This is a genomic window from Streptomyces tubbatahanensis (genome assembly GCF_022699385.1).
GTDB lineage: Bacteria > Actinomycetota > Actinomycetes > Streptomycetales > Streptomycetaceae > Streptomyces > Streptomyces diacarni.
In genome coordinates this window covers 6,133,421-6,147,445 of the sequence record NZ_CP093846.1, presented here as the reverse complement: position 1 = coordinate 6,147,445, position 14,025 = coordinate 6,133,421, and the positions used below count along the sequence as shown (strand labels likewise).

Sequence of the window (14,025 nt, the reverse complement as noted above, 5' to 3'; positions counted from 1 at the left end):
ATGGACGACACCCAGAACCGGTACGCGCCGCGGCCCGGAGAAGCCGCCGCCGAGCTGGTCGTCTCGGCGGCGGCCGTCGTCGTGGACGGCCGCCTGCTGGTGGTCAGCAAGACGGCGGCCCCCGACCTCTTCTACCTGCCCGGCGGCAAGCCCGAGCCCGGTGAGACCCTGCACGCGGCTCTCGTACGGGAGTTGGACGAGGAGCTGGGCGTCGTCCCCAGGGCGGTCGCCCCGCTCACCGAGATACGGGCGACCGCGGCGCTGGAGGGGGTGCCGATGCGCCTGGCCGTCTTCCGCGCGGCCCTGGACGAGCCGCCCCGCGCCGCGGCCGAGATCGCGGCGCTGCGCTGGACGGACGGCAAGGACGTGAGGCTGGCCCCGGCCATCCGCGACCACGTCGTACCGCTGGTGCTGTGAACTCAGCGCCCGCCGTCCAGGTCCGCCGCCCAGGGCGGGTTCGCGCCGCGGACGGCGACGACGGCCGCGGCCACCCGCACCCCCCACGCCAGCGCGTCGCGCACCTGCTCCGGCGTGAGCGCCTCCAGGCGGCCGCCGAGGGCTCCCGCGGTATGGAGGGCGTGCAGGAAGCCCGCCATGAAGGAGTCCCCCGCGCCGACCGTGTCCACCACGCGGGTCGAGGGCGCGGCAACCTGGATCTTCTCGCCGCGGAGGGAGGCCATGACGCCGTCTCCGCCGAGGGTGACCACCACCAGCTCGGTGCCCTCGGCGTGGAAGGCGTCCGCGGCCTCCCGCGGTGTGGCGCCGGGGCGCAGGTGGCCCAGGTCGTCGTCGGACAGGCGCAGGATGTCGGCGAGCGCGCACCAGCGGGGCAGCGCCTCGCGGTAGACGGCGGGATCGACCAGCAGCGGCCGCACGTTGGGGTCGAGGGAGACGGTGGCGCGCTGCCGCACCCGTGCCAGCAGGCGCTCGACGGCGGCGCCGCCCGGCTGCTGGACGAGGGCGAGGGAGCCGGTGTGCAGGCAGGTCGTCGGCGCGTCGGCGGCGCGGGCCAGCTCCTCGTCACTCCACTGCCAGTCGGCTGTCCGCTGCGCGTGGAAGGAGTAGTCGGCGCTGCCGTCGTCGGCCAGGTCGGCGACGGCGAGGGTGCTGGGTTCGGCCGCGTGCACCGCGTGGCTCAGGTCGACGCCCGAGCCCGCGAGGTGGTCGGCGAACAGGCGTCCGAACACGTCGTGCGAGAGCCGTCCCAGAAACCGGGTGGGCGTGCCCAGCCGGGCCAGCGCCACCGCGGTGTTGGCGGGCCCCCCACCGGGGTGGACGTCCAGCGTGAGCGGCGCCGGGGACTCGGCTGCGGGGGAGGGCGGGGTGGTGCGCGGGGCCACGAAGGCGTCGGCGACGCATTCGCCCAGCACGGCCACGGGGTGGTCAGCGGTCATCTCGGCCCTTTCGTGTCTGCCCCCGGAAGGCGGCCGGCACCGCGTTCCGTGCAGGGCGCTGTCCCGCCCTGTCGGCTCGCCACCCTACGGACCCCCGTTCGAGCCCCGTCGGCCGCACCTCCACGGGCGCTGTTCAGCCCCGCCCCCGCAAACGGCCCGCGAGGCCGCGCAGTTCCGGAACGCGCAGCAACCGCCCCAGCCCGAGGTAGCCGAGCGCGAGCACCAGCGTGCCCGCGCCGAGTGCCGCGGCGGTCGGGCCCGTGCCCTCGCCCAGCGCGTGCGCGGTCGCGTCCGACGCCGCCCGGGCGAGCCCCGCCGCGACGGCCGCGGCCACCACCAGCAGGCCGTAGCAGCGGATCAGGCGCTGGCCGGGGTCCAGGGGCGCGGCCAGGCGGCGGCGCAGCAGCCAGGCGGTGAGCAGCAGTCCGGCGGCGTAGGAGAGCGCGTAGCCTGCGGCCATTCCGGTCACCGCCCAGCGCGCGGGCAGCAGCAGATGGCAGGCGGTGGCCAGGGCGATGTTCACGGCCGCGATGAAGGAGGCCGCCCAAAACGGCGTCCGGGTGTCCTCGAAGGCGTAGAAACCGCGCAGCAGCAGGTACTGCGCCGAGAACGGGATCAGCCCGAGCCCGAAGGCCTGGAGCATCTGCCCCAGCGGCCGCGCGGACTGAGCGTCGGCGGTGCCGTGGGCGAACAGCAGCGCGGCGAGCTGCGGCCCCAGCGCGAGGAAGAGGAAGGCGAGGGGGACGATGAGCGCGCCGGTCAGCCGCAGCGCGCGGGTCAGGTGGCCGCGCAGGTCGGCGAGGCGCCCCTCGGCCACGGCCAGGCTCATGCGCGGCAGCAGCGCGGTCACCAGGGAGACGGTGATGACGGACTGGGGCAGCATCCAGATGGTCTGCGCGTAGGTGTAGGCGGAGTATCCGGCACCCGCGTGCGGGAGTTGCTGGTCGGCGGCGTTGGCGTAGTTGGTGACGACGGTCAGCGAGACCTGGTTGGCCAGCACGAACAGCAGCGTCCACTTGGCGGCGTGCGCGCTGCTGCCGAGCCCGGTGCCGCGCCAGTCGAAGCGCGGCCGGAAGCGGAAGCCGGCCGCGCGCACGAACGGGACGAGGGCCAGCGCCTGGAGGGCGATGCCCGCCGTGGTGCCGAGGCCGAGGAGCCGCACCTGGCCCGCGGTGATGTCGGCGACGCGGTCCGGCACGGTCATCATGGTCAGGTAGGCGCCGAACATGGCGATGAGCACGGCGTTGTTGAGGATCGGCGTCCACATCATCGCGCCGAATCTCTCGCGCGCGTTGAGCACCTGGCCCAGCATCCCGAACAGCCCGTAGAAGAAGATCTGCGGCAGCAGGAACCTGGCGAAGACGACGGTCAGTTCGAACGCCTCGTGGTTGGCGGGCGTGTCCCGCATGTAGAGGCCGACGATGCCGGGCGCGGCCCACACGGCGAGCAGCGTCCCGGCGGCGAGCACGGTGACGACGAGGGTGACCAGCCGCTGCTCGTACGCGGCCCCGCCGTCGCGGTGGGTGGCGCGCGCCCGCACCAGCTGCGGCACCAGCACCGCGTTCAGCGCGCCCCCGATCAGCAGCGTGTAGAGGCTCGTGGGCACGGTGTTGGCCGTGTTGTAGGTACTGGCGAGCAGCCCGGTGCCGAGCGCGGCGGCCTGGAGCACCTGCCGGACGAGCCCGGTGGCCCGCGAGACGACGGTGCCCGCGGCCATCACCAGCGAAGAGCGCGCCAGCCCAGGCCGCGCGGGGGCCGCCGCCGCTGTCGCCGGCTGCGCTGCTGCCGCGCCTTGTCCGGATGCCGCGCCTTCTCGGGATGCCGCACCTTGTCCGGCCGTCGCCCGCGTCCCGTCCACCATCCGGTCAACCTATGCGGAGTGGATGACGAAGTGTGAATCCGCCGGCCGGGCCGTGCCGACCGGCCGGCGTGCCGGGCCCTGGCGACTGGTCGGTGTGCCCGTGCCGCGCCAGGGGGGACCGATCAGGCCGCGGGCAGCCGCTCCGTGCGGATGTGCTGGTAGGCGTGGCTGTACGCGTGCGTGCCCGGGTCGACGGTGTAGGCGTCGATGACGACCTGCCGCGCGTTGACGGTCAACAGCATGAAGCCGAGGGTCTCGTAGGCCTCCCAGAACGCCTTGTTGCTCGGCTCGTCCGCCCGCCCCGAGGTCTTCGCGGCGGCACCGCACACGAGCTGCTGGGTGCCCCGGTACGCGGCGGCGGTGTCGAGGATCTGGAGGGAGTGGTCGTGCCCGGCCAGCAGGAACTCCGCCCGGCCCACGACCACCTCCTCGTACAGCTCCTTGACGTGCTTGCCGCTGAGGTAGTCGCCGCAGGAGATGCCCTCGTACTCCCCCGCGTTGCGGTGGGTGCCGTTGTTGCGCAGCGGATGGTGCGCGAAGACGAACTTCCAGCGGGCGCGGGAGGCCGCGAGCGACTCCTCCAGCCAGGCGCGCTGCCTGCGGGCGAAGGGCCCGTCCCAGTAGTACTCCGGGTCGGTCTGGAGCACGTAGGAGGACAGTGGCGTGGTGTCCACGGCGAAGAACTCGGCCACGGGGTCGCCGCTCCCGGCCGGGACGGCGACCGTGTAGTGCCGGTCCGGCATGTACCAGCGCGCCGAGTGCCGGTGGTAGGCCACCTCGTGGTCGCCCCGCGAGGGCCACCCGCCGCTGCCCGGGATGATCCCGCTGGTGTCGTGGTTGCCCAGCACCATCAGCCAGGGCACGTCGATCCCCGTGTTGGGCCGCTCGAACTTGATGCGGAACTCGTCGTCCGTGTCGCTTTCGGGGCCGTTCTCGTAGATGTTGTCCCCGAGCCCGATCGCCAGGTCCACCCCGCGCCGCTCGCACAGCGCGCGGGCCGCGTCGGCGACGGCCCACTGACCGTCCCCGCCGGTACCGGCGTCCCCGGTCAGCAGCACGGTCAGCTCGGCCTTGTCGGGCAGCGGCAGCTTCCCGGCGGCGGGCGCGGCCCACGCCGGCTGCGCCACGGCGCCGCCGCCCAGCACGGCGGCAGCGCCCACTCCCCCGGCCCCTGCCAGTACCGTCCGCCTGCTGACGCCGTCACAGGACCGCTGGGCTGCCATGCGCCACTCCCTCACCGTCTCGGGGCCGTATGCCACCCGGTCGAGGTGAAGATGGCATGTACACGGCGCAGCTAAGAGTGGGCGCGGCGATAACACCTGTCAACAACCGCTCCCGCCCGGCGGGTGCGTGGCGCTCAACTCGCACCACACGGTCTTCGTGTAAGCCCCCTGCTCCACACCCCACCGCAGCGCGAACGCCTCGATCAGAGCGATCCCCCTGCCGGACTCGGCCTCCGGCGCGGCGGCCAGCAGCACAGGCAGCGGACGCGGGTCGGAATCGCTGACCGCGATCCGCAGCCGCTCACCGCCGCACCACGCGACCCGTACGGTCGCGGGCGCCGCCTCCCCCACGTGCACGACGACGTTGGCGAGCAACTCGCCCACACAGAGCGCTGCCGCGTCGGCCACTGCACGCGGCGCGCCCCACCGCGTGCAGTGCGCGGCCACCTCGTGGCGCACCGCGCCGACGTCGGCGGCCCGCGCCAGCACCGCGAGGGACAGCGCGGGCCGCTGCGGGGCCGTGGCGACCCGCCACACCTGAGACCTCACCCCTCGGCTCGCCCCTCCGCCGCAGCGGCGCGCAGCACGGCCGTCAGGGCGCGCACCGTCTCGACGTTGCAGTTGCCGAGCGCGATCAGCGGGTCGGGCCTGTACCCGGCGTACGTCACCGGATCGACTCCGAGCGACGGCAGCGTCAGCCCGTGCGCACGAAGCGCCTCATGCAGCCCGGCAACGCATTCCTCGACATTTCTCGATCGGCTGTACGCATGTTCGTTCATATGTCGCACCTTTCCTGAGCACTGTGTGACGGACCCCTCACACCATGACCCCAGTCCGGGTAGCGTTACCGCCTACAGGGCTCCCGCAAGCGAACTGCCCCTCAGCTACGCCCCATTGCGGACCCACCGGGAATGGCCCCACCCGAACGAAAACAGCCACCAACTCTCGGCGGTGAACCGTGCCAGGACCCAAAGACATCGACGGCTCAGTGGGCGTTCCCACCTTCTACGGTGCGGAGTTGCGCTGGCAGCGCGAGCAGGCCGGAATGACCCAGCAACAGCTGGTGGAGGGCAGCTTCTACGGCTACAGCCACCTGAGCGAGATCGAACGCGGCGAGCGCCGCATGCCGCTGGATCTGGCGGAACACGTGGACCGAGTCCTCAAGACGGACGGCTTCTTCACCCGCCGGTGTGAGGATGTGCGCAAGGCGCGCCTAAGAGGGCACGCCGCCTACTTCGCGAAAGTGCTCGAAGCTGAGAAGCAAGCCTCGACCATTGAGGAATGGGCGCCGACGGTCTTTCCTGGGCTGCTCCAAACGGAGGCGTACGCGCGCGCGGTCGTGGAGGCGACACATCCGATGGAACATGCCGAGCAGGTCGAAGCGAAGGTGAAGGGACGCGCTGCACGCGCTCAACTACTCGATGGTGACCATGGGAAACCCACGTACTGGGTGATCCTGCACGAATTCGCGCTGCGCCAGCAGGTCCTGCCAGGTGAAGAGATGGCATACCAACTGGATCACCTGGCGGAGCTTGCGCTGCGCCGCCGCATCGTTTTGCAGGTCCTTCCGTGGAACGTTGGGACACACCCCTTCATGCTCGGCACAGCGATGGTCATGACCTTCCCAGACGCACCTCCGCTCGTATACACGGAGTCGCTGCACAGCGGCGAGACGATCGATGATCCAGGCCTCGTGCAGCAATACCGCACGTCGTACGATCTCCTCAGGGCCGCCGCCTCGCCTCCCGAGGCGTCCTTGGCCATGGTTCGGAAGATGGCAGAGGAGCACCGAAATGGCAGGCAGCCGCGCTGACCTCAGCACCGCCCGCTGGCGCAAGAGCAGCTACAGCAACGGCAGCGGCGGCAACTGCGTAGAGGTCGGCACGAGCGCCGCCGCAGGCACCGTGCCGGTCCGCGACACCAAGACGGCCCCCACCGGCACGGTGCTCACCTTCCCCGCCACCCAGTGGACGCACTTCCTCAACGCCCTCCACCAGAGGCAACTGGACGGCTGATCCCACGGCGAAGGAGCATCCGGATATGGCACGCGACAGCCTCCCTGACCTCAGCACCGCCCATTGGCACAAGAGCAGCTACAGCAACGGCGACGGCGGCAGCTGCGTGGAGGTCGACACGAGCGCCGCGACAGGCGCCGTCCCGGTCCGCGACACCAAAACCGCACCCACCGGCACCGTGCTCACCTTCCCCGCACACCAGTGGACGCACTTCGTCAGCGCCCTCCGCCAGAGGAGCCCCCGCGGCTGAGGTCCGCGGTCCCGTGATGCTCTCGGGGCCGCTCCGCGCGACCATGGGGGGATGGCTGTGGCGGCGAAGCATGTGAGCGTGACGGGGCAGGTGCAGGGCGTGTTCTTCCGGGACACCTGCCGCCGGACGGCAGCCGCGCGCGGCGTCACCGGGTGGGTCCGCAACCGCGCCGACAGCACCGTCGAGGCGGTCTTCGAGGGCGATCCGCAGGCGGTGGACGCGCTGGTGGAGTGGGCCCGTGAGGGCCCCACGGCGGCGGTCGTCGAGGAGGTGACCGTCACCGACCGGGAGCCGCGCGGGCACTCCGCGTTCCAGGTGCGGCCCACCGCCGGGCCGGGGGCGGCTGACGGGTGAGGGGACCCCGTCAGCCGGCCGACGAGTCCGCCGGGCTCCGCGTCCGGGTGCCGCGCACGCTGCGGCTCTTCCTGCCGAGCCGCCTCCGCCGCGAGGCGGAGGACGGCCTGTGGTGCGGGTACGACGGTACGTCCTCACTCGGTCACGTCGTGCAGTCCCTCGGTGTGCCGCTGACGGAGGTGGCCGGGCTCCGCGTGGACGGCGAGGTGACCCCCGCCGCGTACCGCCCGCGCGCCGGGGCGCACATCGACGTGGAGCCCGTCGTACGCCCGCAGAGCCTGCCCGCGTCCGCACCGTTCCCGCCGCGCTTCGTCCTCGACGTGCACCTCGGCGCCTTGGCGCGCCGCCTGCGGCTGCTGGGCGTCGACACCGCGTACCGCAACGACGCGGACGACCCCGAACTGGTGGAGCAGGCCAACGCCGAGCGGCGCGTCCTGCTGACGCAGGACCGTGGTCTGCTGCGCAGGCGGGCCCTGTGGTGCGGGGCGTACGTACGGGGCAGCGGGCCCGACGACCAGCTCACCGACGTACTCTCCCGGTTCGCACCGCCGACGGCGCCGTGGACGCGCTGCCCGGCCTGCAACGGCACGCTGGAGTCCGTCGCCAAGGAGGAGATCGCCGACCGGTTGCCGCCGGGCACCCGCCGCACGTACGACACCTTCACCCGGTGCACGTCGTGCGCCCGCCTGTACTGGCCGGGCGCCCACCACGCCCGGCTGACGGCACGGGTGGCCGCTGCCGTGGAGGCGAGCGCAGGCGGCCCGCCCCGGGGCAGGTGAAATCCCCGGCGCACCGCACGGCACACTGCACGTCATGAGCGAGCGCTACGAGGTCGTCGTCACCTGTTTCCTGCGCGAGGACACGCCGTCGCACGTACTGGAGGCGCTGCGCTGGCATCTGGGCGCTTCCGCCGCCCGCCCCGGCGGGCTGGAGGAGGAGGCCCACCCGTACCCGTTCCTCGAACCCGATCCCGGCAGCCCGCTACCCGGCGGCGACTACGGCGTACTGCGCGGCGAGGACCACCACGCATGGGGGCTGTTCAGCCGCACGTGCCGGCACGAGGACGACCTGGGCCAACTGGACGCATTGCTGGGCTTGTTGGCGCCGTACGCGGCCGAACCCGGTTACGGCGGCCATGTACGGACGGCCACCGCCGACCCGTCACAGCCCGGCGCGGCCCCGTCTCTCCTCACCTTCGCCGACGGCGCCTACGTACTCGCTCCGGCGGCGTGACCACCGCCGGGGCCCGGCTCCGGGCCTGCCCTACCCCTGTCCGGACGGCGCCGTGTCCGGCGCGGTGAAGCGCCGGACATACCGCTTCTGCCAGGGTGTTTCCACCGCGCGGGGGGCGTAGTGCGTACGGACGTAGGCGACGGCCTCGTGAGGCGGGACGCCGTCCAGGACGGCCAGGCACGCCAGTGCCGTTCCCGTACGGCCCTGACCGCCCCCGCAGGCCACCTCCACGCGCTCGCTTCCACTGCGTTCCCACACCTGGCGGAAGGCGTCGCGGGCCGCGGCGCGGTCGGCGGGCAGGCGGAAGTCGGGCCAGCGCAGCCAGCGGTACTCCCACGCGAGAGGCGCGGGCTCACGGCCCAACAGGTAGAGGCCGAAGGCTGGTTCGGGCCCGGAGGGCAGCGGATGGCGCAGCCCTCTGCCGCGGACGAGGCGTCCGGAGGGCAGACGCAGTGTTCCCGGCGCCCCGGGGTCCCAAGTGGCGGTCATCCGGCCACCCTAGCCAGCCGGACGGGGACGCGTGCCCGAACCCGGAAGCCGGGCGCCTCACAGGCTGTGCGCCTCGGTGCGGAGCCGTAGCAGCAGGACGATGGCAACCGCCGGGTCGGCCGGCACCCGAGAGTGTCGGCCCCCGCGCGGAAGCGGTCAGCGTCGCGGGTGGCGGGGCGGGGGGACTCTGTGCAGCAGGTCCCACAGCGGCCAGGAGCCGGCGGCCCAGCGGGCGAGCAGCTGCCGGTCGACCAGGTGCATCCGGGTGTCCTCGCTGAACGGCCCCGCGTCCCTGGTGAAGCGGCCGTTGGTCAGCATGACGACCACGTCGGCCCCGTGCACCGGGCGGGCCGTGCCGTTGAGCCGTTGCAGGTCCGGCGTGCCGATGGCCGATCCGGCCAGGCCGTCGCGCCGGTGCTTGCACTGGATGACCCACCGGCGGCCCGCCGGATCGGTCGCGATCACGTCGGCGCCTCTGTCCCCGCGGCCGCCGGTCCGCACCGCGTCCCGGCAGCCGTCCCGGAACATCAGGTCGCGGACCGCCTGCTCGAACGCCGCGTGGTCCAGCGCGTCCAGCTGGGCCACCTGGTAGCGCAGCCCCTGGGCCCGCGCCGCCTCCCAGCGCCGCCGGTTCAGGTGCTGCTGCCACCACAGCGCACCGGCCCCCGCGCCCAGCACGGCGGCGAGAACGAGCACCCACCAGTGCGCGAGGAGCCACTGGACCACCGCCACGACCAGGCCGACGCCGAGTACGGCGACTGCCAGAGCGACGATCGGCTTCTCCTCCTGCCGCCGGCCGCGCCGCCTGGTGCGCCACCCGCGACGCCGCACCGGCACCCGCCCGCCCGGCCGTCGGGCCGCCCGGCGGACGGGCCGCCGCACCGGCCGTCGGACCGGCCGCCGCCCGCTCACCTGCTCTCCCCCGGCCCGGTGTGGGCCGGCACCGGTTTCCCCGGAGTCCCCGGGTCCCTCGGATTCCCCGCCCCGCGTGTGCGCGCACGGACGTCCACCACATGCCCTCCCCTGACGAGTCCGTGTCCCCGGTCCCCCGTACGGCCCCTGCCCGACAGCGGGCGCGGGCCCGTGGCGGGAGGATCGCATGGACGGTCACCTGTGGCGAGCCCCCGACGGGCGGCGGGCCACGAGGGCAAGAGGCAAGTGCGCAAGAGGCAAGTACGCAAGAGGCAAGAGCGCGAAGGCGAGCATGAGGCAAGAGGGCATGAGGCCATGAACGTGGAGCTGGGCATCTTCGTGGAGCGGGACGGGCTGCCCGCGGTGCGGTTGGAGCGCCCGTTCGGGGTGCCGGCCGAGCAGGTGTGGCGGGCGCTGACGGAGCCGGACAGCCTGGCGGCGTGGTTTCCGTCGCCCACCGTGCACCTGGAGGCGCACGTGGGCGGCCGGGTGGAGTTCGCCGGGGACCCCTTCGCGGACGACGCCTCCGGCACCGTGCTGGAGTTCGACCCGCCGCGGCGCCTGGGCTACACCTGGGGGGACGACGAGCTGCTCTTCGAGCTCGGCCCGCGCGGCGAGGGCTGTCTGCTCGCCCTCACCGACGTACTGGAGGAGCGCGGCGCCGCGGCACGCAACGCGGCGGGCTGGGAGATCTGTCTGGAGGAGTTGGACAAGCTCCTCACCGGCGGCTCCCCCTCGGGACCGCACAGCGGCCCGGCCGGTGACTGGCAGGCCCGTTACGACGCCTATGTGGCCTCCGGCATGCCCTCGGGCGCGCCCATCCCCGAGGGCGGCGACCCGGGCTGAGGTCCAGGGCCTGGCCAGCGTCGGGCCACCAGGAGGGTCCAGCAGGTGAGCGCGGCGCACAGCGCCGCGCCGGTGGCGAAGACCGCGCTGTGCCTGCCGTCCTGGAGGAGTGAGGTGGTGGCGGCGACCGTCGCGGAGCTGGCCAGTATGGCGGCGGCCGAGAACAGGGAGGCCGCGCGGGCCCTGGCCGGGGGCGGCAGCAGCCGCGGCAGCCAGGTCTGGAGGGTGGTGTGCAGGTAGCTCCAGGCGACGCCCAGCAGCGCGGCGCACAGCATCAGTACGCCCGTGCCGGGCAGGACGGCGGCGAGGAAGGCTCCGGTCATCGCGAGCGAACCGCCGGTGCCCAGCAGCCGCTTGGGGCTCCACACTCTGGCGTGGCGGCGCAGCACGAGGGTGCCGGTGAGCACGCCGAGGGCGTAGGTGACCAGCACGGCGGAGGTCGACGTCTCCTCGCCCGCGGTGGCGAGGGCGGGCGCGAGGAGGGCCGGGAGTCCGAGCAGGACGGCTCCCTCTGCCGCGCCGAGGCCCAGTACGGTCCCGTAGGCGGCGCAGGTCCGCGCCGCTGAGCCCGCCCGGGGCGTGCACGCGTCCGGTGTGCGGGGCCCGGCCGCCCTCCCGTCCGCCGCCCGTGCGCGTTCCCTCGCGCCGTCCCCGGTGGGCGACGCGGCGAAGCCGCCCGTACGCCGCCGGCCGCCGTGCGCCGGTGCCTGTGCCTGCGCCTCTGCCTGGCCGGAGCGGGTGTCGCCGAGGCGCCAGATCGTCACGGCGGTGAGGACGGCGATGACGGCGAAGGCGGGCCGCCACGAGCCGATGCGCAGCACGGTGTCCGCCAGTACGGGTGAGGCGATGGCGCTCGCCGCCGTCACGGTGGTGAGCGTGGCGAACGCCCGCTGTCTGGCGGGGGCGGAGCGCAGCGACTCGTAGTACAGGGACACGGACGGGGTGACGGTGGCGAAGCCCGCTCCTGCCGCGGTGCGCAGCGCCACCCACCAGCCGGGCCCGGGGCACAGCGCGGAACCCACGGAGGCGGCTGCCGCGACGGCCAGTCCGGTGCGCAGGCTGTGCCCCGGCCCGTAGCGGTCGGCCAGCCAGCCCCACAGGGGCAGCGCGAGGCCCTGGCCGAGCGAGTAGGCGGCGATCCCGGTCGTGACGGTGGCGATGTCGGTGTGCCAGGCGGCGGCGAGGGCGACGAGCAGCGGCGCACACAGGTGCCAGTCGGCGTTGCCGAGAGCAGCGGCCCAGCGGAGCGCGGACATGGTCCCCTCCTTCTCCCCCTCCGAAGAGAGAATATGGAGCTTTCCGCCAGGAAAAGGGCGAGTTGGGGAATGTGACCCCTTCTGGGGATGTGCCGGGGCGGTGCCGGGGCGGTGCCGGACCGGTGCCGGGCCGGCACGGTGGACGGTTCGGCGTCCCCCGGGCGGCGTTTCGGGGCGCTCGCCCTCGGCCCGTATCGTCGGCCCCGACCGGCCTTCGGCGACCCCGGTGGCTGCCGGGCGCCCTGGCCGGCACGGCCGGTCGGGAGCGAGCGGAGCCGACGAGATGGACGACAGGAAGGCGGAAAGCGGCGTGCGCGAGGAGTTCGGTGGCGTTGAGGGCCGGCGGCGCGGCGGCGGGCGGCCGTACGGGCGCGGCGGATATACGGGCGGCCACGGCGGTCCGCGCGGGGGCCGCCCCCGGGGGCGCGGCGGCCCGCCGCGCGAGCACGCCGGGGGCGATGGGTCCGCCGGATATACAGACGGCCGGGCTCGGGCGCCGCGCACCGGGCTCGCCGCCGAGCTGCGGGGCCTGGAGGGCGCGCAGTACGGGCGGTACAAGAGCCTGACCGGGCGGTGGGAGCTGCCCGGTGGCCTGGTGCTGGAGCTGGTGCGCGGCCAGTCCGACCCGTACGCGCCGCCCGCGCGGGTCGCCGTCCACGTGCCCGGCGGGCAGGCCGGGCTGCCCGCCGAGCTGTGGGCGACCCCGACCCGGCGCCGGGCGCTGGCCTCCTACCTCGCGCGCGGAGCCGCGCGTGCGGTGCGCGGCGAGAAGGCGCTGCGGGTGGACGCGGGCGGCCAGGAGGTGCTGGAGCGCAGCTCGTGCACGGTCAGCGGGGACGACGGCTCGGTCGTCCTGCGGCTGGGCGTGGCGCTTCCGGGCCACGGGCGGCGCATCGACGGGCGCGAGGCCGAGCGGCTGCTGTGCCAGGTGCTGCCGCGCGCGGCCGAACGCACGCTGGTGTACGCGGCGTTGGACGCCGGCCAGGTGCGGCGCTTCGTGGAGACCGTCGAGGACTCGGTGGCGCTGCGGGACGCGCTGGCGGGGCGCGGTCTGGTCGGGTTCGTCGCCGACGGCGCCGTACTGCCGCGCCGCAGCGGGGTCGACGACCGCCCGGCGGCGGGTGGCGGCGTGGTGCCGTTCGCCGCGCCCGAGGAGTTGCGGGTGACGGTGGAGCTGCCGCACGCGGGCGCCGTCACGGGCATGGGTGTCCCCGAGGGGGTGAATCTCGTCGTCGGCGGCGGTTTCCACGGGAAGTCGACGCTGCTGCGCGCACTGGAGACCGGGATCTGGGACCACGTACCGGGCGACGGACGCGAACTGGTCGTCTCACGGAACGAGACGGTGAAGCTGCGGGCCGAGGACGGCCGCCGGGTGGAGCGGGTCGACGTACACGCCTTCGTCGACCACCTCCCCGACGGCTCGGACACCTCCGACTTCTCCACCGAGAACGCCTCGGGCTCGACCTCGCAGGCCGCGTCCCTGTGCGAGGCCGTCGAGGCGGGGGCGCGCGTGCTGCTGATCGACGAGGACACCGCCGCGACGAACCTGATGATCCGCGACGCGCGCATGCAGGCGCTGGTGGCCAAGGACCGCGAGCCGCTGACCCCGCTGGTGGACACCATCCGCTCCCTGCACCGCGACCACGGCGTCTCCACGGTGCTGGTGATGGGCGGCTCGGGCGACTACCTGGAGGTCGCCGACCGCGTCGTGATGATGGACGCCTACCGCCCCTCGGACGTCACCGAGCGGGCCCGGCAGATCGCGGCCGTCCCCACCGGGAGGCACGCCGAGGCCGAGGCGTTCCCCGGCGTCGTGGCCCGGGTGCCGGACCCGGCTTCGCTGGACGCCGAGGTGCGCGGGCGGTCCCGGATCCGGGCGCGCGGCGAGGACGTGCTCTCCTTCGGCGACCACGAAGTGGACCTGCGCGCCGTCGAGCAGCTCGCCGACCCGCGCCAGGTCACCGGCGTCGGCCTCGCGCTCGAACTGATGGTGCGCCGCTCCATGCTGGACGGGCGCCGCACCCTGTCCGAAGCCCTCGACCTGCTGGAGGAGATGCTGGCCGACGGGCCGACGTGGCCGCTGCTGACCGTGCGGGACGAGGACTTCGCCGTGCCGCGCAGGTTCGAGACGGCCGCGGCCCTCAACCGGATCAGGGGGCTGCGGATGCTGCGCTGAGGCGGCGTGGTGGGAT

The 14,025-nt window shown here is 74.1% G+C and carries 17 protein-coding genes; 9 read left to right on the top strand and 8 right to left on the bottom strand.

Annotation, left to right across the window (positions count from 1 at the left end; translation table 11 throughout):
• Positions 1-417 carry an NUDIX hydrolase gene (locus MMF93_RS26475; protein WP_242755400.1) on the top strand — a complete coding sequence of 139 codons (417 nt, stop codon included), beginning with the start codon at positions 1-3 and terminating at the stop codon, positions 415-417.
• 2 nt (positions 418-419) lie between these two features.
• Here MMF93_RS26475 and MMF93_RS26470 read toward each other — a convergent pair whose 3' ends face one another.
• The 5 genes from MMF93_RS26470 to MMF93_RS26450 form a co-directional block, all read right to left on the bottom strand.
• Entirely contained in the window at positions 420-1,394 is a 975-nt protein-coding gene (locus MMF93_RS26470) for a carbohydrate kinase family protein (protein ID WP_242755399.1), read from the bottom strand.
• Between the two features lie 133 nt (positions 1,395-1,527).
• Positions 1,528-3,111, bottom strand: coding sequence for a murein biosynthesis integral membrane protein MurJ (murJ, locus tag MMF93_RS26465; protein WP_242755398.1), 1,584 nt, complete (start codon positions 3,109-3,111; stop codon positions 1,528-1,530).
• A 266-nt stretch (positions 3,112-3,377) separates the two neighbouring features.
• Positions 3,378-4,478 carry a metallophosphoesterase gene (locus MMF93_RS26460; protein WP_242755397.1) on the bottom strand — a complete coding sequence of 367 codons (1,101 nt, stop codon included), beginning with the start codon at positions 4,476-4,478 and terminating at the stop codon, positions 3,378-3,380.
• A gap of 99 nt (positions 4,479-4,577) precedes the next feature.
• Complete coding sequence (locus MMF93_RS26455) at positions 4,578-5,027, bottom strand: ATP-binding protein (RefSeq protein WP_242755396.1); 450 nt, start codon at positions 5,025-5,027, stop codon at positions 4,578-4,580.
• Entirely contained in the window at positions 5,024-5,257 is a 234-nt protein-coding gene (locus MMF93_RS26450) for a hypothetical protein (RefSeq protein ID WP_242755395.1), read from the bottom strand. The genes MMF93_RS26455 and MMF93_RS26450 overlap by 4 nt, the downstream gene beginning before the upstream one ends.
• A gap of 209 nt (positions 5,258-5,466) precedes the next feature.
• On the opposite strand from MMF93_RS26450, the gene MMF93_RS26445 reads away from it, so the two are divergent.
• Genes MMF93_RS26445 through MMF93_RS26420 form a run of 6 tightly spaced genes read left to right on the top strand, consistent with a single transcriptional unit; the run spans position 5,467 to position 8,330 of the window.
• Positions 5,467-6,291 carry a helix-turn-helix domain-containing protein gene (locus MMF93_RS26445; protein WP_423835533.1) on the top strand — a complete coding sequence of 275 codons (825 nt, stop codon included), beginning with the start codon at positions 5,467-5,469 and terminating at the stop codon, positions 6,289-6,291.
• Entirely contained in the window at positions 6,272-6,493 is a 222-nt protein-coding gene (locus MMF93_RS26440; protein ID WP_242755393.1) for a DUF397 domain-containing protein, read from the top strand. The genes MMF93_RS26445 and MMF93_RS26440 overlap by 20 nt, the downstream gene beginning before the upstream one ends.
• A gap of 25 nt (positions 6,494-6,518) precedes the next feature.
• Complete coding sequence (locus tag MMF93_RS26435; protein WP_242755392.1) at positions 6,519-6,743, top strand: DUF397 domain-containing protein; 225 nt, start codon at positions 6,519-6,521, stop codon at positions 6,741-6,743.
• Between the two features lie 51 nt (positions 6,744-6,794).
• The gene (locus tag MMF93_RS26430) at positions 6,795-7,097 is read left to right on the top strand and encodes an acylphosphatase (protein WP_242755390.1); all 303 of its coding nucleotides are present in this window, start codon (positions 6,795-6,797) and stop codon (positions 7,095-7,097) included.
• On the top strand, positions 7,094-7,876 hold the full coding sequence (locus tag MMF93_RS26425) for a Mut7-C ubiquitin/RNAse domain-containing protein (RefSeq protein WP_242755388.1): 783 nt from the start codon (positions 7,094-7,096) through the stop codon (positions 7,874-7,876). The genes MMF93_RS26430 and MMF93_RS26425 overlap by 4 nt, the downstream gene beginning before the upstream one ends.
• A 34-nt stretch (positions 7,877-7,910) precedes the next feature.
• Entirely contained in the window at positions 7,911-8,330 is a 420-nt protein-coding gene (locus MMF93_RS26420) for a hypothetical protein (RefSeq protein WP_242755386.1), read from the top strand.
• 30 nt (positions 8,331-8,360) lie between these two features.
• Here MMF93_RS26420 and MMF93_RS26415 read toward each other — a convergent pair whose 3' ends face one another.
• Positions 8,361-8,819: a protein-tyrosine phosphatase family protein gene (locus MMF93_RS26415; RefSeq protein ID WP_242755384.1), complete on the bottom strand. Its 459-nt coding sequence runs from the start codon at positions 8,817-8,819 to the stop codon at positions 8,361-8,363.
• Positions 8,820-8,975: 156 nt separating this feature from the next.
• Complete coding sequence (locus MMF93_RS26410; RefSeq protein ID WP_242755383.1) at positions 8,976-9,650, bottom strand: restriction endonuclease; 675 nt, start codon at positions 9,648-9,650, stop codon at positions 8,976-8,978.
• A 396-nt stretch (positions 9,651-10,046) separates the two neighbouring features.
• On the opposite strand from MMF93_RS26410, the gene MMF93_RS26405 reads away from it, so the two are divergent.
• Positions 10,047-10,577 (top strand): SRPBCC family protein, encoded by a 531-nt coding sequence (locus MMF93_RS26405; protein WP_242755382.1) that lies wholly within the window; start codon positions 10,047-10,049, stop codon positions 10,575-10,577.
• Here MMF93_RS26405 and MMF93_RS26400 read toward each other — a convergent pair.
• Complete coding sequence (locus MMF93_RS26400; RefSeq protein WP_242755381.1) at positions 10,517-11,833, bottom strand: MFS transporter; 1,317 nt, start codon at positions 11,831-11,833, stop codon at positions 10,517-10,519. The two genes, MMF93_RS26405 and MMF93_RS26400, sit on opposite strands and share 61 nt — an antisense overlap.
• Before the next feature lie 283 nt (positions 11,834-12,116).
• On the opposite strand from MMF93_RS26400, the gene MMF93_RS26395 reads away from it, so the two are divergent.
• Positions 12,117-14,009, top strand: a complete 1,893-nt coding sequence (locus MMF93_RS26395; RefSeq protein ID WP_242755380.1) for an ABC-ATPase domain-containing protein — start codon at positions 12,117-12,119, stop codon at positions 14,007-14,009.
• The last annotated feature ends 16 nt before the right edge of the window (positions 14,010-14,025 follow it).